At 52.2% G+C, this 26,070-nt stretch carries 30 protein-coding genes; 26 read left to right on the forward strand and 4 right to left on the reverse strand.

What is annotated here, in order from left to right; all coding sequences use genetic code 11:
* Positions 1 to 192: 192 nt before the first annotated feature.
* Together cyoE and GQY55_RS22890 are read left to right on the forward strand one after the other, a co-directional pair.
* Positions 193 to 1,128 carry a heme o synthase gene (cyoE, locus tag GQY55_RS22885; RefSeq protein ID WP_160044234.1) on the forward strand — a complete coding sequence of 312 codons (936 nt, stop codon included), beginning with the start codon at positions 193 to 195 and terminating at the stop codon, positions 1,126 to 1,128.
* A gap of 210 nt (positions 1,129 to 1,338) precedes the next feature.
* On the forward strand, positions 1,339 to 1,950 hold the full coding sequence (locus tag GQY55_RS22890) for an SCO family protein (protein ID WP_160044235.1): 612 nt from the start codon (positions 1,339 to 1,341) through the stop codon (positions 1,948 to 1,950).
* 63 nt (positions 1,951 to 2,013) lie between these two features.
* On the opposite strand, the gene GQY55_RS22895 is transcribed toward GQY55_RS22890, so the two are convergent.
* Positions 2,014 to 2,364 (reverse strand): toprim domain-containing protein, encoded by a 351-nt coding sequence (locus tag GQY55_RS22895; RefSeq protein ID WP_160044236.1) that lies wholly within the window; start codon positions 2,362 to 2,364, stop codon positions 2,014 to 2,016.
* A 461-nt stretch (positions 2,365 to 2,825) separates the two neighbouring features.
* Entirely contained in the window at positions 2,826 to 3,992 is a 1,167-nt protein-coding gene (locus GQY55_RS22900) for an MFS transporter (RefSeq protein WP_160044237.1), read from the reverse strand.
* Between the two features lie 212 nt (positions 3,993 to 4,204).
* On the opposite strand from GQY55_RS22900, the gene GQY55_RS22905 reads away from it, so the two are divergent.
* Both GQY55_RS22905 and GQY55_RS22910 read left to right on the forward strand, forming a co-directional pair.
* On the forward strand, positions 4,205 to 4,657 hold the full coding sequence (locus GQY55_RS22905) for a hypothetical protein (protein WP_160044238.1): 453 nt from the start codon (positions 4,205 to 4,207) through the stop codon (positions 4,655 to 4,657).
* Positions 4,658 to 4,706: 49 nt separating this feature from the next.
* On the forward strand, positions 4,707 to 5,861 hold the full coding sequence (locus GQY55_RS22910; protein ID WP_160044239.1) for a transglutaminase domain-containing protein: 1,155 nt from the start codon (positions 4,707 to 4,709) through the stop codon (positions 5,859 to 5,861).
* 122 nt (positions 5,862 to 5,983) lie between these two features.
* Here GQY55_RS22910 and GQY55_RS22915 read toward each other — a convergent pair whose 3' ends face one another.
* Together GQY55_RS22915 and GQY55_RS22920 are read right to left on the reverse strand one after the other, a co-directional pair.
* The gene (locus tag GQY55_RS22915) at positions 5,984 to 6,409 is read right to left on the reverse strand and encodes an ImmA/IrrE family metallo-endopeptidase (protein ID WP_201452217.1); all 426 of its coding nucleotides are present in this window, start codon (positions 6,407 to 6,409) and stop codon (positions 5,984 to 5,986) included.
* 51 nt (positions 6,410 to 6,460) lie between these two features.
* Entirely contained in the window at positions 6,461 to 6,934 is a 474-nt protein-coding gene (locus GQY55_RS22920; RefSeq protein ID WP_160044241.1) for a helix-turn-helix domain-containing protein, read from the reverse strand.
* Positions 6,935 to 7,225: 291 nt separating this feature from the next.
* On the opposite strand from GQY55_RS22920, the gene GQY55_RS22925 reads away from it, so the two are divergent.
* The 22 genes from GQY55_RS22925 (at position 7,226) to GQY55_RS23025 (ending at position 25,924) form a co-directional block, all read left to right on the forward strand.
* Complete coding sequence (locus GQY55_RS22925) at positions 7,226 to 7,708, forward strand: ArpU family phage packaging/lysis transcriptional regulator (RefSeq protein WP_160044242.1); 483 nt, start codon at positions 7,226 to 7,228, stop codon at positions 7,706 to 7,708.
* A 349-nt stretch (positions 7,709 to 8,057) separates the two neighbouring features.
* Positions 8,058 to 8,897, forward strand: a complete 840-nt coding sequence (locus GQY55_RS22930) for a hypothetical protein (RefSeq protein WP_160044243.1) — start codon at positions 8,058 to 8,060, stop codon at positions 8,895 to 8,897.
* A gap of 12 nt (positions 8,898 to 8,909) precedes the next feature.
* Positions 8,910 to 9,116, forward strand: a complete 207-nt coding sequence (locus tag GQY55_RS22935) for a hypothetical protein (RefSeq protein ID WP_160044244.1) — start codon at positions 8,910 to 8,912, stop codon at positions 9,114 to 9,116.
* 2 nt (positions 9,117 to 9,118) lie between these two features.
* Positions 9,119 to 10,585: a phage tail sheath family protein gene (locus GQY55_RS22940; protein WP_160044245.1), complete on the forward strand. Its 1,467-nt coding sequence runs from the start codon at positions 9,119 to 9,121 to the stop codon at positions 10,583 to 10,585.
* 87 nt (positions 10,586 to 10,672) lie between these two features.
* Positions 10,673 to 11,080: a phage tail tube protein gene (locus GQY55_RS22945; RefSeq protein ID WP_160044246.1), complete on the forward strand. Its 408-nt coding sequence runs from the start codon at positions 10,673 to 10,675 to the stop codon at positions 11,078 to 11,080.
* A 35-nt stretch (positions 11,081 to 11,115) separates the two neighbouring features.
* Entirely contained in the window at positions 11,116 to 11,550 is a 435-nt protein-coding gene (locus GQY55_RS22950) for a phage tail assembly chaperone (RefSeq protein ID WP_160044247.1), read from the forward strand.
* Between the two features lie 14 nt (positions 11,551 to 11,564).
* Positions 11,565 to 11,711, forward strand: a complete 147-nt coding sequence (locus GQY55_RS31080) for a hypothetical protein (protein ID WP_236575815.1) — start codon at positions 11,565 to 11,567, stop codon at positions 11,709 to 11,711.
* Positions 11,712 to 11,726: 15 nt separating this feature from the next.
* Positions 11,727 to 13,469 (forward strand): hypothetical protein, encoded by a 1,743-nt coding sequence (locus GQY55_RS22955; RefSeq protein ID WP_160044248.1) that lies wholly within the window; start codon positions 11,727 to 11,729, stop codon positions 13,467 to 13,469.
* 60 nt (positions 13,470 to 13,529) lie between these two features.
* The gene (locus GQY55_RS22960; protein WP_160044249.1) at positions 13,530 to 14,180 is read left to right on the forward strand and encodes a LysM peptidoglycan-binding domain-containing protein; all 651 of its coding nucleotides are present in this window, start codon (positions 13,530 to 13,532) and stop codon (positions 14,178 to 14,180) included.
* Entirely contained in the window at positions 14,177 to 15,151 is a 975-nt protein-coding gene (locus tag GQY55_RS22965) for an XkdQ/YqbQ family protein (RefSeq protein ID WP_160044250.1), read from the forward strand. The genes GQY55_RS22960 and GQY55_RS22965 overlap by 4 nt, the downstream gene beginning before the upstream one ends.
* Positions 15,144 to 15,536, forward strand: coding sequence for a hypothetical protein (locus GQY55_RS22970; protein WP_160044251.1), 393 nt, complete (start codon positions 15,144 to 15,146; stop codon positions 15,534 to 15,536). The genes GQY55_RS22965 and GQY55_RS22970 overlap by 8 nt, the downstream gene beginning before the upstream one ends.
* Positions 15,529 to 15,984: a DUF2634 domain-containing protein gene (locus tag GQY55_RS22975; RefSeq protein ID WP_160044252.1), complete on the forward strand. Its 456-nt coding sequence runs from the start codon at positions 15,529 to 15,531 to the stop codon at positions 15,982 to 15,984. Before GQY55_RS22970 ends, GQY55_RS22975 begins: the two co-directional genes overlap by 8 nt.
* Complete coding sequence (locus tag GQY55_RS22980; RefSeq protein WP_160044253.1) at positions 15,984 to 17,102, forward strand: baseplate J/gp47 family protein; 1,119 nt, start codon at positions 15,984 to 15,986, stop codon at positions 17,100 to 17,102. The genes GQY55_RS22975 and GQY55_RS22980 overlap by 1 nt, the downstream gene beginning before the upstream one ends.
* Positions 17,095 to 17,661, forward strand: coding sequence for a YmfQ family protein (locus GQY55_RS22985; RefSeq protein WP_160044254.1), 567 nt, complete (start codon positions 17,095 to 17,097; stop codon positions 17,659 to 17,661). The genes GQY55_RS22980 and GQY55_RS22985 overlap by 8 nt, the downstream gene beginning before the upstream one ends.
* A 1-nt stretch (position 17,662) precedes the next feature.
* Positions 17,663 to 19,111: a pyocin knob domain-containing protein gene (locus GQY55_RS31585; RefSeq protein WP_160044255.1), complete on the forward strand. Its 1,449-nt coding sequence runs from the start codon at positions 17,663 to 17,665 to the stop codon at positions 19,109 to 19,111.
* Positions 19,112 to 19,124: 13 nt separating this feature from the next.
* Entirely contained in the window at positions 19,125 to 19,439 is a 315-nt protein-coding gene (locus tag GQY55_RS22995) for a hypothetical protein (RefSeq protein WP_160044256.1), read from the forward strand.
* A 239-nt stretch (positions 19,440 to 19,678) separates the two neighbouring features.
* On the forward strand, positions 19,679 to 19,981 hold the full coding sequence (locus tag GQY55_RS23000) for a hypothetical protein (RefSeq protein ID WP_160044323.1): 303 nt from the start codon (positions 19,679 to 19,681) through the stop codon (positions 19,979 to 19,981).
* Between the two features lie 3 nt (positions 19,982 to 19,984).
* Positions 19,985 to 20,896, forward strand: coding sequence for a peptidoglycan recognition protein family protein (locus GQY55_RS23005; RefSeq protein WP_160044257.1), 912 nt, complete (start codon positions 19,985 to 19,987; stop codon positions 20,894 to 20,896).
* Between the two features lie 14 nt (positions 20,897 to 20,910).
* A complete protein-coding gene (locus tag GQY55_RS23010) occupies positions 20,911 to 21,189 on the forward strand; it encodes a holin (RefSeq protein ID WP_236575807.1) in 279 nt (92 codons plus the stop codon).
* 403 nt (positions 21,190 to 21,592) lie between these two features.
* Positions 21,593 to 23,083, forward strand: coding sequence for a glycerol kinase GlpK (glpK, locus tag GQY55_RS23015; protein WP_160044258.1), 1,491 nt, complete (start codon positions 21,593 to 21,595; stop codon positions 23,081 to 23,083).
* Positions 23,084 to 23,963: 880 nt separating this feature from the next.
* Positions 23,964 to 24,953 carry an ABC transporter ATP-binding protein gene (locus GQY55_RS23020; protein WP_160044259.1) on the forward strand — a complete coding sequence of 330 codons (990 nt, stop codon included), beginning with the start codon at positions 23,964 to 23,966 and terminating at the stop codon, positions 24,951 to 24,953.
* Entirely contained in the window at positions 24,950 to 25,924 is a 975-nt protein-coding gene (locus GQY55_RS23025) for an ABC transporter ATP-binding protein (RefSeq protein WP_160044260.1), read from the forward strand. Before GQY55_RS23020 ends, GQY55_RS23025 begins: the two co-directional genes overlap by 4 nt.
* Positions 25,925 to 26,070: the final 146 nt, after the last annotated feature.

Here is a 26,070-nt window from a genome sequence, read left to right on the forward strand (position 1 = left end):
CTTATAATAGTTACTACCCACTTTTGGATGAATATATAAGGGTTTGACCATACTAAATTGTGTCACTGAATTGTCAAAAAGGTGAATGAATTTGCAGAGGATTGTCAAACACTTTTAGCTTTTGATATGATAAACTTTATAGCGGAGGCTTCGATTCCTCCAGAATGACAGAATAAGGAGGATTCTAAAGGCGTGGACAATCATTTAAGTTACCAGGCTCCTTCGGATTCCGCGACCCTTTCCATCAAGCAAACGCCGCCGAATTCATCGGCCACATGGAAAGACTTTATCACACTTACAAAACCCGGGATTATCCGGTCTAATTTAATTGCTGTTTTTGCAGGCTATTGGCTTGCTTCCCAGTGGAACATTCAATTCGGCAAACTGATCCTCACGTTGCTGGGAACCGTACTTGTTATGGCCTCCGCCTGTGTATATAACAATTATTTTGATCGCGAACTCGATATGAAGATGGAACGCACACGAAACCGTACGCTTCCAGCCGGTCGCCTGAAGCCCTCGATTGTACTTTGGTACGCATTTGTCCTGGGCGTGCTTGGACTGGCGGATCTTTTTATTTTTTCGGGCGTTCTAGCCGGTATTTTCGGGCTTGTGGGCATGTTTGTGTATGCGATCGTTTATACGATGTGGCTGAAACGCTCTTCGACATGGAGTACGTCGGTGGGCGCCATTTCGGGTGCCATGCCCCCGGTCATCGGATACGTCGCCGTTACGCAAAACGTCGATCTCGGAGCTTTTCTTCTGTTCGCATTGCTCTTTCTGTGGCAGCCGCCGCATTTCTGGGCGCTCGGAATCCGGCGCGTCGAAGAATACAAAGCTGCGGGTTATCCGCTGCTGCCGGTCGTCAAAGGCATCAAAAGAACGAAAATCCAGATCATTCCGTATCTGGCGCTGCTCGTTCCCATTCCGATCCTGATGTATGTGTTTGGTTATACCGGCATTTATTTCGCGATTATCGGAACGCTGCTTTCGCTTTTCTGGCTGTATCTGAGCCTCAAAGGCTTTTCGGCCAAAGACGACGACGCATGGGCCAAAAAATTGTTCATTTTTTCGATCAATTTCTTAACCTTGAGTTTGATCGTCATGATTTTGAACACCGTGCACTAACCAGTATATAGAAGGACAAATCCCATGAATGCATGGGATTTTTTCTGGGGAATCGTCGAACGGCGACAACGAAAAACACATACGCTCCGCCCCGGCGGGGAATGGGTCCGAGATCAGGTAGAAGCTTTCGCAGCCTCTACCTGATTTTACAATAACCGTTTGTTCAGGTTGCCTGCTTGTCGAACGGATCATGGGAGGAAATACTGGAACATGCTGAAACGTTATAAATGGACATGGGTTCTGCTCGCGATCATTGTGATTCTGGCGGGATACCTGATTTATGCCGGCACCGGCATTGGCAAATCCAAGCTGCCGGTGCTTGGGGAAGTCGAGGACTTTTCCTTTGAAAATGTAGACGGCAAGACGGTAACGCGCGACGATACGAAGGGAAAGGTACGGCTCTTTTATTTCTTTTATACCAGCTGTCCGGACGTATGCCCCGTCACCACCTTCCTCCTTTCCCAGACGCAGAAGCAGTTGATTAAAGACGGCACGTTCGGCAAGGATGCGGAATTCGTTTCGATCTCTTTCGATCCGAAAGTGGATACGAGGGAGAAGATCAAAGAGTTCGGGGATAAGTTTTATGTCGATTATAACGGATGGTATTTCCTGAGGGGAGAAGACCAAAAGATCAGGGATGTCGCCGAAAAATCGTTTAAAATCGCCATCGTAGGCGATAACAAGGATAATTTTGCCCACTCCAACATCATCGCTTTGGTAGACCGCGACAATAAGGTTCGCAAGCTGTATAACGCCAACGATACCGATAACGTCACGGCGGAAGCTTTGGCCAAAGACGTGGAGGAACTGGCTAAGCAATAACATTGTCATAGGAAAGCGCCGATCATTCGCCCTCAAGGCTGAATCGACTGGCGCTTTTTTTCGTCAGGGAATTGGAGGCGGGGCGGGATAAACGATGAATTCCTCCAGTCCCGCTTTTTCGAGCTGGGCGACCAAATATTCGTCCGGCGTTCCCTCGACGCCCGGGTAGCCGCGCCTCGTGTAAATATGACCCGCATCGGGAAACGCGTCGCGGAGGACGCCGCGGATTTTTTTGCCCGAGCTGTCGTTATCCATAAAGAGATACACTTCTTCATCTTTGATTTCTTTGCGCAGCGCTTCGAGTTTGTTGGAATTGAGCGTACCGAAGGTGCATACGATCCGGACCTCCTCCTGAAGCAAGCGGCGCAGCTTGCTGCGGTCGTTTTTGCCTTCGACGATAATATAAATGGCCATGATTTCACCTCGGGTGGAGAGACGTTGGCGTCTCCTATCGAAATTCCCCGGGAAATGTTGAACAAAAAGAAGAATCCCGGTTTCCCTTAGTGTAGCTCTTTTCATTACCGTCATGCAAAAAATAAGACGACCCGGCCTTGGCAGGCAGATCGTCTATTTAGGTGTCGTTAAACTAGCACCAAAAGGCGCGCAAAATGATTACCAGCAAGATAAAGAGCACCAGAACCACGCCAACGTTGCTGCCCACACATGGCGACACGACTGGAGCAACCGCTACTGGAGCAACCGCCGCCGGTGCGACGGGGCCGCAGCCGCAGTGTCCCAAATGATGACCCATACCAAATCACCCCGCTCTCGTTTATGTCGCATGACACAATGTATCTTATGTGGGTATAAGGCATAAGTTTTGTGCGGTGGCCTATCCGCATTTGTTTTAGGTTTTTACCCAAACGGGCGGCCGTTCATGAAGCAGGCGTCTGGTTTGCGTTCGGATACAGCAGGGAACCGGGCTTGCGGCTAATCGGAAGCATCATGAGACCGACCATCAGCAGGATAAAGGCAATAAAATAAGGCGAAACGAAGTCGCGGAGCTGGCCGGCCGCAATCGGTCCGATAAAGGAGCCGATCGACATCGCGATGGACTGGAGCGAAAAGACCCGGCCCAGCTTGCTTCCGCCGCTTAGTTGAATAAACAGCGAGGCCATGGCGGGAAAAATGATCCCCTTGGCCGTTCCCAGGATAAACAACGCGACATTGAGCGGGATTTTCTGAATGGCCGCGAGGCAGTAGAAGCAAACCGCGAGCAGAAAAAGGCCGCCCAGTACTCGTTTGTATGGAGAATAGCGGTTGAGGAAAAGCATGCTCAGCGTCACCAGCGCGCCGATGCTCATTACCGAAAAAAGAATGCCGGTGGACATGATGCCGTCCATGCCGGTCGCGCGCAGCGGGAGCTCGAAAAAGAGAATCCCCTGCGAGCATGAGATGACAAAAGGCAGAATATATATGCGCCAGGGGACCTGGAATTTCGGGACGGGTGCGGCCGTTCCGTCATCGGCTGGACCGGAAGGGCGAACCGCTTTTTGCAGCGTACGCGGCAGGCTGAACACGGCCATGATGCCGGTTGCGATCAGCAGCCAGCCGAGGCTTTGAAAGGTAGCGGAATACCCGGCTTTGGCTACGATAAACGCGCCCGCGGCAGGCGAAACGACGGAGGCGAGCGTATGCACGACGCCGTGGCCGGACATGAACTTGCCCTGCGTCACGTTGTCCGAAGAGAGCGAAGCGAGCAGCGCCAGGCAGGCAGGGGAAAGAAAGGCAAGCACGAACCCGCTGATGGACCGGAGAACAAGCAGCTGCCAAGGGTAATGGACGAAGGATTGCAGCAGCAGCACGATTCCGGCCGACACGAGGCTGAAAATGATGTAGCGCCGGCTGCCATGCCGGTCGATCACAGTTCCCGCGATCAGGTTGCCCGGCAGATGCGTCAAGGCATAGAGGCCCATCATCCAGCCGATAAATACGGGCGCTGCCCCGAGAGATATGGCAAACGGCGTTAAAATGGGGTACTGGGCATGGAGATCGAAAAAAGCGAGAAACAAAAACATGTACAGCCAAATCGCGGTCTTCACCTCGAGCAGCTCCTTTCTTACGGAAGACAAGTCATAATATACCTTTACGCTTGTACGCCCCGTAATAGACCCTTATTTTTCAAGGGCGCGGAGGCCGGGACCAAAAGCGCGTACGGGCATAAGGTCGTGGGCTGACAGGCCGTGTTCCGATCATGTATAATAAAAAAGTCTTTATTCTGATATCAAGCTTTAGCTGATGGGAGTGAATGTGAATGAATACGCAGGTATGGTCCGATTTCTTACAGCAAAACTGGCTGATTATCGTTATTGCTCTCATTGTGCTGTTTGTGGTCCTGAATCTGGTAAAGACGATGGTGAAATGGGCGATTGCCGTCATTATCGTCGTGGCGTTGGTGGTGTACAGCGGCGTTTCCCTTGATAAAATCAAGGACGTGGTGAATGACGTCAAGACGGAAACCGTCGACACGCTCAAAAGCGAAGCCACGAATCTCATGATGAAGGAAGCAAAAGAGGCGAAATATACATCGGATACGGCGGGGAACTTTACGATTACGACGCCGAACCTGGAGATGAAAGGGCGGAAGGGGAAGGACAAGGTGGAGGTTTCGCTTCGCGGCGTTTCACTCGGGGAGTGGAAGGTCAGCGATACGGTGAAGTCGTTTATCGCCGAATCGAAGAACAACGGAAATGTCACTACGAAATAACAAGGCAGGCTTTTATGCGCCATGACATGCCGTGGAGGGAGGTTGTCTGATGCTGCAATCATGGATTCAAAGTCTGCGGGAATTTAACGCGGTTTCGATCTTTTTGCTGGCGGTTATGCTGATTTCGCTGCTTCAAGGCTGGAGCCGGGGAGCGTCCCGCTCGGCCGGAAGACTCCTCTCCCTGCTGCGGGAGGGAGTTTTTATTTTGGTGGCCCTGGTGCTCTCGGTGCCGTTTACGTTATGGGCATCACCCAAAGTGCAGGAGTGGCTGACGCAATATACGAGCGCGATTCCAAACCGCGATTTAAGCGTCTGGGAGCAGATATACTACACGTTTATGTCATCGATGGCCGATTTTCCGCTGCTGCGGTTTGCCGTACTGTTCATACTCAGCTACAGTATCATCCGCTTGCTGATGCGCTGGCTGACGGTGCTTGTTTTCGGCGGGAAAAACGCTTTGTTTGCCCCTGGCACGCGCCAGTCCGCATCGCTGTTAAGCCGGTTGGCGGGAGCCGTGATCGGCCTGCTGATCGGTGCGGGACGGTGCATCGTCGTCGTGGCGCTGCTGTTCGTGTTCGCTTCGCTTTATCCCGACTCTTCTTTTACCCGTTACGTCGAGGCGTCGCCGATTTACCAGGAAGGCGCGAAACGGGTCATTGAGCCGTTATCCGGCAATTTGGTGAAGGATAAGCTGCCGGTATTTACGAAAGCGGTGGAAAAAGAACTCAACGGCATCTTGCAGCGCAAATACGAGGTTATCGACCATGCGATTCCGGACGACATCGATGCGGCCGCCGCCGAAATCGTCAAAGGCGCCAAAACCGACGAAGAAAAGGCCAGACGGCTGTATGACTGGGTCGGCACCCGGGTGCAGTACGATTACGGCAAGGTCGACGATTACGAGCAAAAAGGCATTTGGCATGAGCAGACGCCGCAGGATACGTTCGATACGAAAAAAGGGGTGTGCATCGATTACGCCCGCCTCTATGCGATGATGGCCCGCTCGCAAGGACTTCAGGTCCGGGTGGTGACCGGACAGGGGTATAACGGTCAAGGCGGCTATGGCCCGCATGCATGGAACGAAGTGTATTTGAGCGGGCAAAAGAAATGGGTGCCGCTGGATCCGACATGGGCCAAAAGCGGCGACTGGTTTAATCCGCCGAATTTTGCGGCGACGCATATCCGGGACGGCGTATTCTCGTAAGCAGGGGAATCGCCCCAAAAATAAGGAGCTGTACCGTTCAGCCAAGGGTGGCGCGGGCAGCTCCTTTTTATGTTTTTTTTGCAGCGGTTTCGGCTCGAATCGGATCATGAAAGGGAACGCATTCACTTCAAAGACATGCCCTCAAGCAGCGGATGCATTTCCGGCGGAATGCCGCTGCGCCTGCAAACATCCAGGGAGGTTTCCTCCTGCCGGACGGTAATCCCGGCGGTCAGCAGCAGGATGGCAAACCGGTTGGCCTGCCGCTCCAGCTTGCCCGGCGCGAAATAAGAGTGCTCCTCCAGGAAAAAGCGGTTAATCCCTTTATGCAGCCGATCATGTCCAAGCTCATGTGCGCAAACGAATCGCTGCCATTCGGGAGAAAGCTGGTTGTGTATGACGATAAACCGCCTTCGCAGCTTGCGGTAATACAGCCCTTTGGTCGATTTGCCAAGGTCGGTATAACGGATATGTATGCCAAGCGCGCGCGCAAGCTCGAAGGGACAGCTTGTTTTGTATTTGCGGGTTAATTTTCGAATGATCTCGTCCACCATGTTCACCTGCTTTGTCGTTTAGTCGAGGGCTGGCAGCGTGTGGAGGAGCTATTTTCCATCCGGCGAATCGCTTCGTTTTTTCTTTCTTTTGTTCATCTGCTTGGCTTCCCAGAACAGTCCGGTCAGAACGTCCTTGATCCGCCGCCGGTCCTCGTCATCCAGTGGAATCCCGTCAAACATCAGCTCGCCGTCCTCTTCCAGCATCTTTTTAAAATCGCGTTTGTCCTTGTACGTTGCCCAATCCGGCGTTGGCGCGGCTTCCTGCGCGAAGCTCCCGTTCGTTCCCTCCAAATATCCCGCCGCCGTCATCAGCTCTCCGTAGGAAGCGCCCATCGCATCGGCGAGCTTGCGAATGGTGGGGGCTTTCGGCACGCCGCGCACGCCGTTTTCCATCCTCGATATTTGCGAGTTGCTGATTCCCGCCGCTTCCGCCAGCTGGTTGATCGACATGCCTTTTTGTTCGCGAAGCTTCCTTAATAGCGTTCCAAATTCGTTTTCCACGGTATGTCCACTCCTTTGCATCCTTCAGGACGCTGCAAACTTAAAATTGCCGCTTTCATGCAATCTATTTTGCAGACCTTATCATCGGAACCTGCGTTCCCATCCATACTATAACGTGTTGTTGCCAAAAGGTAAAGAAAAAGGTGAAATTTATACCAAAAGGTATTAACGATAAAGAAATACCGTCCTTTTTCTTCGATTTTGCCGGTTTACGACTTGTACCAAAAAGTGGTATGTTAACATCATTATACGAACAAAAATGCGAACAAGCCACAATTTTTTACTATATTATTAATGAAGGAGTGCATACTTATGGAACAACTTTTGCCGGAACTGGACCGCCGCAAGACGCAAACCGCGATCGAGGCTTTATTTGAAAAATACCGCATTTATAAAACGATAACATTCGAAGCAAGAGAGGCAAGCATGACGGCGTCCTACACCGAACGGTTCCACGGCCCGACGAACGTTACGTCCGACCAGACGGCGCAAATCGCCGTTTACAACGTGGACGTGCCTGCGGCCCGCAGGGCGTATTGCGAAACGATCGAATCGGTCGTCGACCGGCTTGGGGAACGGGAACGGCTAATCATCCGCGAGCGGTACATGAAGCAGGACGATGTGTTCGATTATAAAGTGTACAATTACATTTTGGATCCGCCGGTCAGCAAGGACACGTATACGAAAATCCGGACCCGGGCGTTTTACAAACTGGCGCTGGCTTTTGCCGATTTGGGACTGCTAAAGCTGGACGGGCTGCAAAAGCGAAAAGCGGTCGCATGCCATGAAAAATGATGTTTCGAAACCACTGGAGTTAACTCTCCGGTGGTTTTTTTATTCGAAAAAATGCGAACATATATTCGTGCTTTTTTCATCCGACAATGCGACTGAATCCGTCCGATTCCCCGTCAGCGCATCCGTTTGAAGGAGGTAAGATAGTATCATCGGAAATGAAATCAAGAGAACAACCGAAGACAAAAACTGTCGAAGTACGAACCGGCCCAAGCGGCCGGTTTTTTCGTGGGCGGCCATCTTCTCTTGGATCATTTCCGGTGCGAAATAGCTGGCAGAAAGGAGGAGCCGCAATGCAAAAGCAAGCTGGACTTGCAAACATCGACAGCCTAACGGTGCGGCAGCCCCCGGTATGAGGGCGGCACTCAAGCAGGCGATTGCGGAGATTGTCCCGCTGCTGAAAGATCGGCTGTACGACGTGCAGCCTCCGGCGGACGGAGCCGCGGAGCCGTGCGGCGTGATCGCTTTTGGCGAAGAGATCTGGAAATCGGCCTGGGCGGGATACCGGCAGGTGGTTCGGCTGAAGCTCTATGCCGGCGATGCCGGCCTGGATCAAGCGGACCAGTGGGCGGAGTCGCTTGTTCATGGACTGCACCGCAAACGCGTGGCGCATCCCGACGAAACGCCGTTTACGCTCTATTTTCTCGGGGCAAGGGAAGCCGAGAGGCTGGAGCCTGCGACAGGCAAAGCGGTACGAACGCTGCGTTTTGCCGTGTACGTTCCGGAAGAAGGATCGAGCGGTTCGGATCCCGGCACGGATGAATGGTTAAGCGCGTTGGCGGGATGGACCGGGAAGCTGTTGGGCGGACCTTGGACGGTATACCGGACGGCATGGCCGCCCGGGCCGGATGACCAAGCCGTGCTGTGGCGGATGGCCGGTTGCGAGACGAAAATGGCGGGAGCTTCGCTTTACGAGGTTCGCAAACATTTCGTAGGGCATATCACGGCGCCCAATCCGGACGATGAACAACGCGCGGTCGTGTCGATCGTGGAAGGTCTGGGAACCCAGGTGCAGCTGCCCATTAGCACCGACCAGCGCAGATACATGTCCGTGACGGAAGCATCGGCCGATTTGAACGCGGATGCTTTTTTGGACGGGCAGGTGAAGCTGACGCTGGTGCAGCGGCGGATGCGGCCGGCCGAGGAGGCGGCGCTCATCCGCAGGGTAGAAATTCATCCGATGTTGAAATGAGGTGTTTTGCAAATGGCTGTTAAAAAGACGGCACAAACCGGAAGCGCCGATGGCGCGCCGCGTTACAAGGTTTCGGAGCTTGCGGCCCGCGCCGAAGATTTGTTTGACGTGAAGGAAGAAGTTATGGCGGGCGCCTTTTACGGTGAAAAGGACAAAACGTTTACGGTAGCGGAAGCAAAAGCAAAAATCGAACAATTCATGAAAGCGAAGGTGGATTAATTATGGCAGGCGGAACATGGGAGAACACGAATAAACCGGTATTGCCGGGACTTTATATGAATTTCAAGGCGGCGGCCGCTTCGGCGATCCAAGGCGGCTCCCGCGGCACGGTGCTTGTGCCGGTAAAAGCGAACTGGGGACCGGTGCGCGAATTTGTGGAAATCGGAAGCGAAACGGCCATTGGGCAAGTGTATTCGACGGACGCCGTTGACGGCGCGACGGCTTATCCGGCGCTGTATCTTGCGCTGCTTGGCGGGCCGAAAAAGCTGGTTGCGTACCGTCTCGCCGACGATACGGCGGCGCAGGCAAGCCTGACGCTGCAAAACGCGGATGCGACGCCGCAGGACGTGCTGCAGCTGCAGGCCAAATATCCGGGAAGCCGCGGCAACGGTTTTACCGTAACGGTGCAGCCTGCGCTCGGCGAGCCTAACGCGAAGGAGCTTCGCCTGTACGAGGGCGCCAAACTGCTTGGCACCTATAAAGGAGCCGACGGCACGGCGGCTTCGATCGCCGAACAAATCAACAAGGACGGCGGCAACGTCTGGGTAACGGCCAAAGTGGTCGGACAAGGCGGAACGCCTGCCGACATCAGCGGCGCAGCCTTTACGGGAGGCGCAAGCGGCAACGGCAAGCTGACGAACGCCGATTACATCGCCGTGCAGGAAGCGGCGGAAGGCCAGGATTTCGACGTGCTGGCGCTCGACTACGCCGCCGATATGGCCTTGCTGCAAAGCTTCGCGGCCTGGATCAAACGGATGCGCCGCGAAGGCCGAGGCATCGTGGCCGTATTCGGCGGATCGGCTGCGGATGATACGGCCAAAGATGCCGTCAAGCTGGCTGCGTCCCGTTCGCTGGCGCTCAATCACGAAGGCATCATCAATGTCGGCACTGGCGTGCGCCTCGCCGGCACCGACTACAGCTCCGCGCAGACGGCGGCTTACGTTGCGGGCCTCATTGCCGGACAGCGGCTGAACCAGTCCGCGACGTATGCGGTGACGCCGTTTGAAGACGTGACCCGCCGCTGGACCCGCTCCGAGCAGGAGGAAGCGGTGAAAAACGGCGTGTTCCTGCTCTTTTTCGACGGCCGTCAGGTCAAAGCGCTGCGCGGGATCAACAGCTTGGTGACCCCTGCGGAAGGCCAGAACAACGCCTGGAAAAAAATCCGCTCCATTCGCGTCATGGATGCGATTAACGCCGATCTTCAGCGCGCCGCGGAGCAGTCGTATATCGGCAAAGTGAACAACACCGAGGAAGGCCGTCTGGCGCTGATCGGCGCCGTGAAGGAATATTTGGCCCAGTTGTCCTTAAGCAGCGTCATTGAGCCAAACGGCTACGACGTCATTTTGGACCCTGCTTACTACGGCGACAGCGCCGTCAGCAAACCGGAGCCGGATCAGGTGTTTCTGCAGTGGAACGTAAAGCTGACCGACGTAATGGAGCAGCTCTTCGGAACGTTTTACGTGCAGTAAGGATTTTTTCAAAAATGCCGGCTGAACGATTCAGCCTGCTTAAACCATCATCTCATGAACATTTAAATATCAAGGAGGAAAAAAACTATGTTGGATGCTTCGAGAGTCATTATGGGGACGTACGGCCAGGCCTATATCGATGGGGTGTGGCAGACGCATATTAACAAGCTGGAAGCGAGCGTCGAGATCGAAAAGAAGGAGCTGAACCTGGTCGGCCGGGACTGGAAAGTGCATAAAAACGGCGCCAAAAAAGGCAGCGGCACGATGAGCGGCTACAAAGTCACGTCGGATATGATCCAACGCGGCTTCTCCAAGTTCGACATCATTTCCAAGCTCGACGATCCGGAATCTTTCGGCCATGAGCGCGTGCGCCTGATCAACTGCATGCCGGACAAAATCCAGCTCGCCAACTGGTCGGCCGGCGAAGAGGTACAGGAAGAGACGCCATTTACGTTCGAAGGTTATGAGTTGGTAGACCCGATCGTCGGCAACTAAGGCATTTTACATTTTGGGATAAAGGAGAATGAAGCATGAGCGTGCATGAACAGATGACGGAAGAGCAAATTTTGGACAGCCTGTTTGAGGCTGCGGAAAAATTGCCGGAAGCGACCGTCCGCATCAAACGTTTGGATATGAAAATCGTGCTGCACGGACTGACCTCCAGCAAAGTGGACAGCATCCGCGAGCGCTGCATGATCCGCCGTACCGTGAAAGGTTCGGTGGAAGAAAAGGTGGACAGCGAGACGTTTAACGCCTTGCTTATCGCGGAAGCGACCGGAAAGCTGGAAGTGAAAGGCTTGTCCCTGAGCGGCTGGGGCGATCCGCGGATTACGAGCCGCATGAAGCTGTCCGGCGGGGAGCAGGCGGTGCGCCGCATGCTGCTGGCAGGCGAACTGGACGCCGTCGGCGACAAAGTGCTGGAGCTGTCCGGCTTCGGGGTCGACATCGATGACCTAAAAAACTGATCCACTCCGGGGGAATGACGACGATGCTGTATCATCTGTGGGTACGGCATCACCTTCGTCCCGGAGATTTTTGGCGGCTGCCGCGCGGCGAACGCCTGCTTCTGATCGCTTTTGCCGAAGAAGAGATGGACCGCCTGGCAGCTCAAATTTTGGACCGATGAGGAGGTGACAAATGTATGGCTGAAACGATGAATTACCGGATGAACCTGGTTATCGACCCGAAAAACGTTATCAAGGCGAACCGCGAGCTGCGCGCCATGGAGCGTTACTTCGAGCGCATCCAAGGACGTGTGCTGCGCATCGGCCGCACCCGCATGGCGCCGGAGATCGTGTTGAAGGACCGGGCCTCGAAGGGGCTGGACAACTTGCTGCGCAAGCTGCAGCGGGTGCGGTCGGAGGTGATTAATGCTTCGGGGACGGTGACGTTGAGGGTTGAGCAACAAGGGGTAAGGAAAGCTGACACTTCAAAACAGTCCCGGGTGGAATCTTCCAAGTTAGCAGTGAAAAGCTCAAAAAAGTTTCTTCAGACGGATACATCAAAACTGGTGGAGAAAGACACATCGAAACTGACCCAGACAGATACGTCCAGTCAGGTTCAGATGGATACCTCCACGTTGGTTAAGACGCTTGAAGATAACACGAACGCTGTCAATGGGCTGACCAATGCTATAGGGAATTTGCAGTTTGGTGTGGCAGCCCAGCCGGAAAAAAAGCCGAGATCCATATGGGACCAAATAAAAGACGGTTTTTCCGTGGCTAAATCTATTGGCGGTGGTGTAAAGAGCGCAACGGAGATACCAGGCAAATTCAAAAAGATTGGGGAAGCTTTAGAGGGAAAAGATCTATCAACGGGAAAACTGCCAGAGGGGCAGCCATTTTCAAAGGGAAAACGAATATGGAATACCGTCGGTGCAACAGGGGATTTATTTGGAACCATTGGTTCGGCCGGAGAATCGCTTATGGGCGGAATGGAGGGCTTTTTCAATCTTGGAAAAGAGGTCATTGGAGACACAACCTCTTCAGCTACCTCAATCATAAACCCTAAAGGAGGTCCAGCTTCCTCAGCTGCCTCAATTATAAGCCCTAAGGCTATAGGTTCAGCTGCCGAAACCGCAGGAAAAAGTGTTCTTGGTGGTGCTTCAAGCGGGCTTTTGAAAGGTGGAATGAAAAAGCTGCTTGGACCGCTCGGATTCGCGGTCGATGCGATGTCGATCACTACAGCCAAACCAGGGAAAGAGCGGGCCGAAGCGATTGGATCTGCCGCCGGTGGAACTATAGGCTCCATACTTGGTGGCGCTGTGGGAAGTTTGATTCCTATTCCAGGTGTAGGTACTATATTGGGGTCTACGGTTGGGGGGGCGGTTGGAGATTTCGTCGGCGGAAAAATTGGAGGATTTGTGTCGGACTCTATCCCAAAAGTAAAGGACTGGTTCTCCAACACTTTTTCATTCGGTAAAAAGAAGAAACCCAAAGAGGAGGATGTCGCCCAAAAGCCTGCAGTTATCTCAGGTCCTTCTATTCCGCAAAAACAACCGGTACCGGTTTCAACTTCGATTATGTACGGGGCAGCTTTGTCAGCATCTGCAGGAGCGCTTCCGATGGCCAGACCGAATGTTCCTGGTCCGGGACCGCGGATGCAGTCTGCAGTATCAAGTAATGCCGCAGCGGTCACCAGCAAAGTTCCGCAAGTCGTTCAAATCAGTCCAGAGCAAATGACCGAGTTATCCGGGTTCCTGCGCGACTTCAAAACCGAAACAACGACCCAATACAACCTGCCGCCCGGCGCCGTACAGGTTACAGTTCACGAGGAATACCCGGTCGACGTCGAAGGCATTATCCAGCAAGTCGGCCAGCGTTTGCGGGCGGAATTCGCGAAGGCGACGCAAAATCGAAAACCGCAGTCTATGGCGCTTGCTTAAAGCGAAGTTGCAGGGGGGCACACCGGTTAATTTTTTGCTGAAAGGAGGAAGGCGGAAGCAATGGAATTTTTGCTGAGGGACGGCAAAGGGAAAGATTTTCTATTTCCGGTCAATCCGGAAGAGGTTACGATCTCAAGGCAAAAGGGTCTGGATACGGTGAATATTTTGTCATCCGGGGAATTTGATTTTCCGCAGGGAGATAAGGTGAAGGAGATTTCCTTCGCCTCTTTTTTTCCTAAAACATTCGATGAATCCTTTTGCCGAGGAAGCGAAGCCGATCTGCCTGATCCGCAGACGGCGATGAATAAGCTAAATGAATTTTTGGCGTTAAAGACGCCATTGCGTTTTATTATTTCGGAAACAGCCGTGAATGTGCCGGTATTTGTGGCTTCGCATAATTCTACGTTTCGCGGTGGGGAACCCGGGGACGTATATTTTGACATTACGCTCCGGACCTGGAGGGAACTGAAGGTGGCGAAAACGGCCGGCGGCAGCCAGGGAAAGACAGCCACGGTTAACAAAAAGCCGCGCGTCGATCTGAAAGAAAAAAGCAAAACCTACGTCGTCAAACCGGGAGATTCCCTATCCAAAATCGCGAAACTGGAGCTTGGGAACAGCTCGGCATGGAACAAGATCTATCAGCTGAACAAAAAGGTTATCGGCAGTAACCCGAATGCGATCAAACCCGGACAGAAGCTGGTGCTGCCATGAGTTACAAAGTGATTTTGCAGAACAAATACGATTTGACTCCGTTGGTAGAAGCCATTAATTTGCGCGACTCGCTTGAACAGGTTGCATACCAGGGGACGGTTAATTTGGTGGTTACACCGGATATGCCGCCCATCTCGCCGGGCATGTCGGTTCGGATCAGCGTCCCCTATGGCAAAACGGATTACGTTCCGCTGTTGAACCCCGGCGTGGTGTGGGAGGTGGAGACCTCGAATAACGGGATCAAGCGAATGACGCTGACCGTCTACGACCGCACGATTTATTTGGACAAGTCTGAGGATGAATACCTATTCCCTGCTAAACAGACAGCATCCCAACGTTTCAAGAAATATGCCTCCGATTGGAATTTGAAAATTGCCAAACTTCCGGATACAAAAAAAGAGCTGGGGCGTTCCGTCTACCGCACACAGTCCATTTATGCCAGCATGTTTGCTGATTTAAGGGAGACAGCCAAAGCAGGCGGCCAGCTGTATCATCCGCGGATGATTTCATCCGGGTTGGAGCTGTATGAGCTTGGGACAAACCCGGAGGTATATATTCTTGAACATGTCACGGATACGACCCAATCCAGGACGTTGGAAGGAGCGGCCACGCAGGTGAAGGTGCTTGCAACGGCCGCCAGCGAATCCGGGCAAGAGGTTCCGTCCAAGGTGATGGCGATCGCCAAGAAGGACATCGACAAATACGGCCAGCTTCAGGCAATAGTTCAGGACGATGAGGTCAAATCGCAAGCAGCGGCAAAAGAGTTGGCTAAAAACAAGCTGCGGGGAATCTCGCAGACGATTTCAATCAACGCGCCCGACATCAATACGATCCGTGCCGGGGATGCAGTTATGCTGGGCAGCATGAAGCTGATCGTTATTTCGGTCAGCCGGGAGCTGGGGAATCCGGGAAGCATGTCGCTGGAGCTCGGCACCTACGATGACGTGAAAAGGAGGTTTTACCTTGAATAAAGATCCTTACGGCCAGCTGGCGTCAGCGCTTTATTCTTCCGTCGGCAAACACACGAGGCAGGCAATCGGTGGCGTGGGGGCTGTCCTCGGCACGATCACCGGAACGGGGTTGAAGCTGGATGATTTTAAACACGAGTTTCAGGATTTTATGGTCGCGGAGTTGCCGGGCGTATTGTCTGTTCCAAGTTCTGTCTTGACAGGGACAACGATGCTGGAGGAAAGATCGGTAGGGGAAAATAAGCAGGAGCCTTCTTCGAATGAAACCAAAATTGAAGACTCTCGTCTTAGCTTGACCCTAAAGCCCGGTGATCGAGTGCTGGCGGTCCGGGTGAATGGAGGGAATGACGTAGTGGTTGTATGCAAAGTGGTGACTGGAAATGGCTAATTTGTTCCCGGAGACGGAGGACGTGGTCTGGGAGGACGCGACGGAACCGGAGACGTATGAAGGAAGCGGGGCCGTGTTCGGCCGCAGCTGGAAGTTCGATTTTGACGCAGGCGAGTTTGTCATGTCGCCGACCCGTAAAATGGCCGCTGCCGATGAAAAGGAAGCTTGGGTGCTCTGGTGCGAAAAAGCGGTCCGGACGCCGCGTTACCGCCATCTTATCTACTCCCGGGATTATGGCAGCGAGCTGGAGGAACTGATCGGCAGCGGCGGCCGGGCGATTCAGGAAAGCGAAATCCGGCGTATGGTCTCCGAAACACTTCTCGCGGATGCGCGGACGCAAAGCGTGGACCAGTTTGTTTTTGACTGGGAGGGAGAGACTTGCCGCTTTACCTGCCGGATTACGAATATCCGCGATGAAGAAGCTGTATTGGAAGGGAGTGTGGGATAATGGCGGATTTGCCGATTTATTTGCAAGATCAAACCGAAGACGAAATTATGCAGCGCATGCTGAGCCGGGTGCCCGCGGATATCGATAAATCCGAGGGCTCTTTTATTTGGGACGCGCAGGCGCCCGTGGCGTTTATGCTTTCCGAGGCGGCGATTTGGGCGCAGCAAGTGCTGGATCGGGGTTTTGCCCGGACCACATTCGGAGAATATTTGGATATGCGGGCGGAGGAGCATGGGGTGACGCGCCGTAAAGCGGTGGCTGCTACCGGAACGGTTAAGTTTAAGGGTACGCCCGGAAAGCAGATCCCTTCCGGAATCGTAGTCGCCACGCCGGCTGACGAAATTTCCGGGGAACCGAGCATCGAATACAAAACGACTGCGGAAGTAACACTGGACGGCAACGGCGAAGGGATCGCTCAGGTGACAGCGGTTGTGCCCGGCAAAGCCGGCAATGTGCCCGCGGGCGTCATCGAAATCATCTCGGCACCGGTTACCGGCGTAGTGTCGGTGACAAATCCGGAAGCCATCAAAGGCGGTGCGGATGTGGAGTCCGATGAATCGTTGCTGGAGCGTTTTTACACCCGGGTTCGCAACCAGGGGACAAGCGGCAACAAGGCCCAATACATTCAATGGGCGAATGAAGTCGCCGGCGTAGGCGGGGTTCAGGTGAAACCCCTCTGGAAAGGGCCGGGGACGGTCGGCATTTATTTGCTGGATATGGATAAACGTGCCGCAAATCCGGCGATTGTACAGGCAGCCCAAAATTATATTGACCCGACGATGGACGGCCAAGGGGAAGGGCAAGCACCGGCCGGACCGATCGTCACCGTGATGGCGGCAGAGGAGGTTCCCATCAACATCTCCGTTCAGCTAACGCTGGCGACCGATGCAACGATCGAAGAAGTAAAGGAACAGGTGGTGAACGGGGTTACTGCGTATCTTAGACAGCTTGCTTTTGCGGATCCGCTCGTTCGTTATACCCGGATCGCTGCAGTGCTGCTGGACATTCCGCCGATTATCGACTACTCGAATCTTACCGTCAATGGCCAGTCCGATGCCAATATTCAAATCAATCCCGGGCAGGTGGCCGTATTGGGGACGGTGACGCTGAATGGCTGATTTTACGATCACTAGTCCGAGAGGCGCTGAACTCTTTTCTTATTTGCCTGCCTATTACGAATCATCCCGAGTCATTCAGGCTGATATGAATGCAAAAGGTACGGAGATGGATGCCTTATACACGGCGCTGAACGAAACGCTGGATCAATTTTTTGTCCGGACGGCCACGTGGGGACTGGATCGATGGGAGTATGAGCTTGGAATCGAAACAGATCGTACTAAACCAATTGAACAGCGGCGTTCCTTAGTAGAATCAAAGCTGCGCGGAGCGGGCAAATTCTCCGGACGTCTGGTAAAAAACGTTGCGGAGGCCTACGACGGCGGCAAGGTAGATGTTTCTTTTCAACCTGCCGAGTGGGGTTTTACGATTAAATTCGTTGATACGATCGGGATTCCCTCGAATTTGGAGGATCTCAAATCAGTGATCGAAGAAGTTAAGCCCGCGCATCTGGCTGTGAAATACGAATTCAGTTATTTGCTCATCCGGGACATTGAAGGCGTCATGACCCTTGATCAAATGGAGAATACGCCTTTATCCAAATTTGCAGGAGGTGCTTGAAATGGCGAGTAATACGCCTAATCTTGGTTTGTTAAAAAAAGATCCGGTGGCTGATGGGAACGAGACGTTTAATATTAAAACGATGTTGAATGATAACTGGGATAAGATCGATGAGGCGGTAGGGAATATTAAAGTTCCTGATGCTTCTTTGACGGAGAAGGGGATCGTACAGCTTTCGAATGCGACTGATGGGACGAGGGAAGATGTAGCTGCGACTGAAAAAGCGGTAAAAGCGGCGTATGATCGAGGGAGTGCTGGGATATCGGCGGCGGCGGCAGCACAGGCTAAGGCGGATGCTGCACTACCAAAGGCTATACCAGATACACGTTCTTTACCTACAAAACCAAGCGATTACAGTCAAAGCGTCGCATACTCCTTCAAGACGGGATCCGTTATCGGACTCCCCGCTGAGCAATTCGTTGTTATTCACGGCTTTAAGGGCTGGAATGATGACAGTGGCGGCGTCACCCACGAATACGCTTCGGGCGGGACGACCGGAGGGATGTATCACCGTATAGGAACGGTTGCAAATAATGCCTGGGGACCGTGGAAGCAAATTATTGACGACGGTGCAGCATGGCAAAAACTCATGCTAACAAACGATAATGGTAATGTTATTAACATCAATAGCAGAGATCTAAACACGGTAGTTAAGACTGGATTTTATAGCGGTACACAGTTGTCTAATGCACCAATTGTGGATCCAAACGGCTGGTGGTACGTAGAAGTTCAAGCTATGTCAACAGATTCATGGGTTCTTCAAATTGCTCGAAATTTATTTAATTCAAATAGTTTCTATCAGAGAACAATGTCAAACGGCACATGGGGACCTTGGTCGCAAGACCTTTTTACATCTGTCGCTAATGGGAAAAACGATATCGCTTCCGCCATTAGCGGCAAGGGAGTTCCAGCATCAGGAAGTGATGATTTTACAACGTTGGCGAACAAAATTGGACAGATCAGTACGGGGTCGCGGGCAGAGTATTCTGTTAATTTGACGTTGATGAAGGCCTCAGGCGAGTACGCTTTTGCGACTCTTCCTCCGCGCAGTATTTATTCATTTCAAACAAATGTACCCAATGACGGTCAAGCATACTTCAGCACAAATGTAGACAGCTATGCTTCAGATGGGACACGTGCGGAATGTGGAATTTATTTAAAAGATTCTAAGGGGGTGTACCGGGGTATTGATTTTCGTGCTAATAATAAGCCCGGTTCCACCGGATACACCATTACCAAATTCAACAGGCTTGAAATCAGTAACGGATATTTAACTCCCGGAAAATTAGAATACCGTATTGATTTAGAAGGTTTCGCTACAGGTTCTTGGCACACGTTGGGGACGGGTATTGATGACACACAAACATTAATGTTTAAGTACGATCTAATTAACGGAGGTGAACTCTGCTATATTACTTATAGATTAATTGGTACTAGTTATCACGTATAAAGGAGGTATTCAGATGATTCTCGTGCGTTTTTCCGAGATCAACGACAACAACGTAGGCACGGTACAGATGATCGAGCACAATACAACGTCCACAAGTTCTATTAGCGACGGGCTTTACTTCGAAAACATAACCGTTCCAGCCCCGGTTCGTGACAATGGTATGCGACCGGTGCTTCGTATTAATCTGAAAACAAAAGAGTTGTATTACGACTACTTTATACCTGAAACCATCGAAACAAAGGTGAAAGGTCTACAACAAGAAAACTCAGAATTAAAACAAGCCGTCGCCGAACTGACTATGCTTATGGCCGCAGCTCCTACGGCATAACTGAAAGGAGGAGAGTGATCATGCAATTTACCAGGGAAAGCGGGCTCGTTAAGGTTTGGGTAAGCTTGGTTATGACCGGGACCTATAGGATCGATCAAGTGCCAGAGCTTTATAACCTTAAAGAGGTCGTTTCGGAAGTCATAAATGGAACACCAGCATAATCCAACGCCGCATAGGCGTTTTTATTTTGCCCTCGGAGCTCCCGAGGGCATTTACCTTCACGAAAGGAGGAATCGATGATGGACTTCGCAGCGATCACTGCACTCTTATCGGTGTGCGGAGTAATCAGCGGTATTATTATCGGTTGGTCGGGAAGGACCCGCGCAGTAAGGTGGGATACAAAAGAAGAAGCCCGTTCGGATGCCATGGCTCGCGCCGACATCGAGTACATTAAACGTGGCATTGAGGACATCAAGCATGAACAACGGGCGCAAGGAAAGCGATTCGACGAGCTGGCCGAACGTGTTACACGTCTGGAAGAATCCCAAAAATCGATGCAAAAACGAGTAGACCATTTTGAAAAAGCAAAAGGGAGAGTTTGAATTTTGGACAAGAAAAAATACAAAATAGAACGTCGTTATATCGACGTGCGCCATAACACAAGGCCAGGACTCCGTCTAACAACCGGAAACCCGGCCTTTTTTGTTGCTCATGATACGGGGAATCCGGGCGCCCTGGCAGACAATCATTACACGTATTTCAATAATCTTAAGGACCGTTCTGCCTCCGCGCATGTTTTCATTGACGACCAAAAGATTTTGGAGATCATTCCGACAGGGACCGGACCCGATCCGGCGGAAAAAGCTTGGCATGTGATTTATAACGTAACGACAGACAACGAACGTTTTGGCTACGACGCAAACGATGCTGCGCTGGGCATCGAGCTTTGCTATGGAGGCAAGATCCATTTCTCCGAGGCATACAAACGTTTTGTTTGGTATCTGGCGTTTTGCTGCGACAAGTGGGGCAAGAATCCTTCCACTCATATCGTAAGCCACAAACAGCTTGATCCTGCCCGCAAAAGCGATTGCGAGCAAGCTCTGTTCGCAGGCAATAAAACCTTCAAGGATTTGATCCTGGATGTAGGTGCTGAATTGGCGGCGTCGATCGTAGTACCTGATTTTGAACCTTTACCCGCCAGTGTCGCTCAATTGCTGATCCGAAACTATATACAGCCTGCGTGGTTTTCCTCTTATAACTTCGGGGATGAGGTAGGGAAAACGCATTTCCACAACTTGGCCAACAATCTTCGCCTCGCGGCAGGGATTTCGCTGGAAGCGGGAAAGGAAGCTCAACAGCTCACCAAATTACCAAAGAGTAACGCTCAAGAGATCATTTTTCGCTGGCTTTCGCCGGCATGGTTTCAAGCCAAAGCTGCTGGAGACCAGGCGGCCATGAACCATTACCACAACTTGGCGAACGAATTACGGCGTGCCGCGGGTATTCCGAAAGAATAGAGAGGAGAATGGACATGGAAAATGAAGTATTGGATCATGTTCTAGCATTTGCTTCCATTTTGGCGGTGTTTGTGCTGTCAATGGTCCAACTTGTAAAGAGTGTGGTAAACGTGCCGAAGAACGTCGTACCGATTGTAGGCCTGGTTATCGGCTTCATCATCGGTGCGGTAGCCTATCCTTTTACGGAGTTAGGACTGGTGCTGCGGATCTGGGCAGGGGGGATTGCCGGGTTGTCTGCTACAGGTTTGTTTGAATTAGCATTTAATCGTCGAAGTGGCGGCACGAAGGAATGAATTGCTTTATTTGTCACAGCATGTTATTAGAAGGATCGGTATAAGAAAGCCGCTGACTTTATTGATCGGCGGCTTTTATCTGAGTTTCAATTTTGTACCGGATAAGTAAAAGTTCGAAGTTGCTAAATTTGTATTCTTGATTCGCAAAGTCTGAAACAGAAAAAGGTGTCTGCTCTTTGATTTAAATAAATACTTAGGCTGGTTCAAAACCTCCCGAAAATGTCATTACACTGAGATTTTAAAAAATAACCCTTCAAAACCACCCCGTTTTCGAATAGCATAAGAAGTAGGAAGCCATGCGCAGCAACCATACCCACATAAGTCCATACAAAGAACACCTCATCTCATCTTAATTATAAAGCGCTTACCAACATTCAACATGCCAACGAAACGGGGGAGTACGATGGAAACATACATATTGTCATTGGATCAGGGGACGACGAGCTCGCGGGCGATTTTGTTCAATAAAGCGGGCGAAATCGTTCATATCGCGCAAAAGGAGATAACGCAGCATTTTCCCCAGCCCGGCTGGGTGGAGCATAACGCCAACGAAATTTGGGGGTCGATTCTGTCGGTTATCGCGTCGGTACTGTCGGAATCGGGCGTGAAGCCGGAGCAGATCGAAGGCATCGGCATCACCAACCAGCGGGAAACGACCGTCGTGTGGGACAAGGAAACGGAGGAGCCGATTTATCATGCGATCGTATGGCAGTCGCGGCAGACGGGCGACATTTGCGAGGAACTGAAAGCTAAGGGATACAACGATATGATCCGGGAAAAAACCGGGCTGCTCATCGATCCTTATTTTTCGGGAACCAAGGTCAAGTGGATTCTCGACCATGTGGAAGGCGCCCGCGAAAAAGCCGAGCAAGGCAAGCTCCTGTTCGGCACGATCGACTCCTGGCTGATCTGGAGATTTACCGGGGGCAAACGGCATGTCACCGACTATTCCAACGCCTCCCGCACGTTGATGTACAACATCCACGAATTAAAATGGGACGATGAGCTGCTGGAAATTCTCGGCGTGCCAACCTCCATGCTGCCCGAGGTTCGTCCGTCCTCCGAAGTTTACGGGCATACGGTGAAACACCACTTTTTCGGGGAAGAGATACCGATTGCCGGGGCGGCCGGCGACCAGCAGGCGGCATTGTTCGGGCAGGCGTGTTTTGACGAAGGGATGGCGAAAAATACGTACGGCACCGGCTGCTTTATGCTCAAACATACCGGCGAAACCGCGGTTCGCTCCGAGCAAGGGCTGCTGACGACCATCGCCTGGGGCATTAACGGCCGCGTGGAATATGCGCTGGAAGGCAGCATTTTTGTGGCGGGATCGGCCGTGCAGTGGCTGCGGGACGGCATGCGGATGCTCAAAGATTCCAAAGAAAGCGAAAATTACGCGGATCGGGTCGAAAGCACGGAAGGCGTTTACGTTGTGCCTGCTTTCGTCGGCCTCGGTACGCCATATTGGGACAGCGACGTGCGTGGAGCGGTGTTCGGCCTGACCCGCGGCACGACGAAAGAGCATTTTATCCGGGCGGTGCTCGAGTCGCTCGCTTACCAGACCCGGGACGTGATCTCGGCGATGGAAGGCGATTCCGGCATCGAGCTGCGGACGCTGCGCGTGGACGGCGGAGCCGTGCACAACAACTTCCTGATGCAGTTCCAAAGCGACCTGCTTGGCGTGACGGTGGAACGGCCGGTGATCAACGAAACGACGGCGCTTGGCGCGGCTTATTTGGCCGGACTTGCGGTCGGCTATTGGAAAAGCCAAGAGGAAATATCCGCAATGTGGGCCAAAGAGCGCCAATTCGAGCCTGCGATGGGAGAAGAGGAGCGCGACAAGCTGTACACCGGCTGGAAAAAGGCGGTTCACGCTGCCATGGCATTTAAATAGAAGGATTGCAGGTGAGTCTTAAGCATTGGTCGGGGATGATCCCGTTTTTCGAAAAATATCTTCCCATCGATAGTCTATATAAGTTGAACCAATATTTTGTGCGGATGAAGGCTGCCGGGTGAAGTTCTTTAGTTCAACTTATATAGTTTGCTAATAGAGTCTACCTTGAACCCGGGTCAGAAGGAGAGCCCCGCAAACGGCGGGTCTCTTTTTGCTTTCAGAATCCTGCGATTTCAGCACAAGGAAGGGACACACATGGCTTAACTTGATTTTTAACCCGGCCGATTACTCCGTCGGCTCCCGGCCCGATAAAATTCAGCTGCTTGCCAAGGAATATGCGCTCCTGCAATTTCGTACAGGCTACCGGGGCAAGGGGGGCGGCGGGAGTACTTCTATATTATGTAATATTCTTCTTGAAACTTTCTAACTGTTATATTAAAATTTGCAATATATAACATTTATATGTAAACCGATCTATTCTGAAGTTTATCGACGACTCCATTCACATCCATCCTTCTAAACACTATTTACTTCGACAAACAATGAAGCTCAGATTTACTTCTATGACTTCACTTCCTACCATGCAAACTTATTTTCTGTTGAATCTCTTACGATCCCCACTCATGCTGAGCGATATCACCTTAAGATGAACGCCACGATGATTTCTCTCGAAATATAAACGCTATAACTTTCAAGGAGCCAAGTTGTCCAGAAAAACACTTAGGATAAACCAAGCTGAAAGCGTTTTAGAAATTGGCCCGAAGCGTTTGAGATATGAAATCGGGAGTAATCATCTGAGGGGGAATTCTCAGCTCCATTTGACCGTCGTTCAATTGCTCGTTTCCAGGAATCCATTAAAAGGGCATAAAGGAGTTTTTTCATGGACAAACCCATACTTGAAATCAAGGATCTAAGAACGCATTTTTTTACGGACCGCGGGGAGATTCCGGCAGTCGACGGCGTCGATCTGCATGTGAATCCGGGTGAAGTGCTTGGCGTTGTCGGCGAATCGGGCTGCGGCAAAAGCGTCACGTCGCTGTCGGTGCTGAAGCTGGTACCGAGTCCGCCGGGCAAAATCGTAAGCGGATCGATTCTGTTCAAAGGTCAGGATATCACGGCGATGAATGAGCGGGAGATGCGCAAAATACGCGGCAACTGCATCTCGATGATTTTCCAGGAACCGATGACGTCGCTGAATCCGCTGTTTACGGTGGGGCACCAAATTGTGGAGACCATTCGGGAACACAGAAAGATCAGCAAAAAGGAAGCAAGGGCTTTGGCGTTTGAAATGCTGAAGAAGGTGGGAATTGCCCGGGCGGAGTCGATTATCGACGAGTATCCCCATCAGTTGTCCGGCGGCATGAGGCAGAGAGTCATGATTGCGATGTCGATCACCTGTAATCCCGATGTGTTAATTGCCGATGAGCCGACAACGGCGCTTGATGTAACCATCCAGGCGCAGATTTTGGATTTGATCCGGCGGCTGAACGAAGAGCGGGGAATGGCCGTCATGATGATTACGCATGATCTTGGCGTGGTTGCGGAAATGTGCCACCGGGTTGCGGTGATGTATGCAGGCAAGGTGGTGGAAGAGGGGAGCGTGCGCGACATTTTCAAAAGACCGCTTCATCCTTATACGCAGGGGTTAATCCAATCCGTACCGCGGATGAACGAAACCAGGGCGCGTTTGTATTCGATTCCGGGCAATGTTCCGATCCTCAGCAAAAATATGCAGGGCTGCCGCTTTGCCGATCGTTGTCCGAGCGTCATGCCGAAATGCTTGGAAGCGCTGCCAAGTCTGGTCGAACAGGAGTCCGGGCATCGCTGCAGATGCTGGCTGCATGAAAACCGACAGGAGGATGCCGTATGAGTGAACCTTTGCTTGAGGTGGAGCATCTGAAAAAATATTTTCCGATCCGGAAAGGTCTGTGGAACAAAACGGTGGGGCATGTGAAAGCCGTGGACGACATATCGTTTTCCGTCCGGCGTGGCGAGACGTTTGGGCTGGTGGGCGAATCCGGCTGCGGCAAGTCGACGACGGGCCGTTCCATTTTGCGTCTGATCGAGCCAAGCGGCGGCAAAGTTCGTTTCGAAGGCCGGGAAATTACGGAGCTGTCCTCGGAGGAAATGAGGAAACAGCGGCGGGATATGCAGATCGTATTTCAGGATCCGTTCTCTTCGCTTGATCCGCGCCACTCCGTACAACGCATTTTGGAAGAACCGCTGATCGTACACGGGATTTCAAACCGTAAAGAGCGGCAACAGCGGATCGCCAAGCTGATTGAAGTCGTGGGGCTGACCCGGACGCATCTGCATCGTTACCCTCATCAGTTCTCGGGAGGACAGCGGCAGCGGATCGGAATTGCCCGGGCGCTGGCGCTTCAGCCCAAGCTGATTGTGGCGGACGAGCCGGTATCGGCGCTGGACGTTTCCATCCAGTCTCAGGTCATTAATCTGCTGCAGGATCTGCAAGCCGAATATAAGCTGACTTATATTTTTATCGCTCATGATCTGAGCGTGGTCAAGCATATTTGCGACCGTGTGGCGGTGATGTACCTCGGAAGAATCGTTGAAATTGCGGATAAGCAGCTTCTATACGATACACCGCAGCATCCTTACACCCAGGCTTTGCTGTCGGCCGTGCCGGAACCGGATCCGGATGTGAAGAAGGAGCGGATTATTTTGCAGGGGGAAGTGCCGAGCCCGGCCAATGCGCCGGTGGGCTGCGCTTTTCATACGAGATGTCCGAAGGCGATGAAAATCTGCAGCGAGGTTCGCCCTCAGCTTCTCGATACCGGGAACGGGCATCTGACGGCATGTCATTTGTACGCAACTTCGTGACAACATGCCAAAGACACAAACGACAATTTCGGTTCCATGCGGCTTAGGCTGCTTGAAGGCTTTGCTAAGGCAGGTTCCTGACTGAGATCAGCAAAGTCCGCATATAAACATTTATCCGTGATGAAGAGAGGCTCAACCCTGAAATT

Source organism: Paenibacillus sp. USDA918EY, assembly GCF_009870825.1.
GTDB classification, from domain to species: Bacteria; Bacillota; Bacilli; order Paenibacillales; family Paenibacillaceae; genus Paenibacillus_AQ; species Paenibacillus_AQ albilobatus.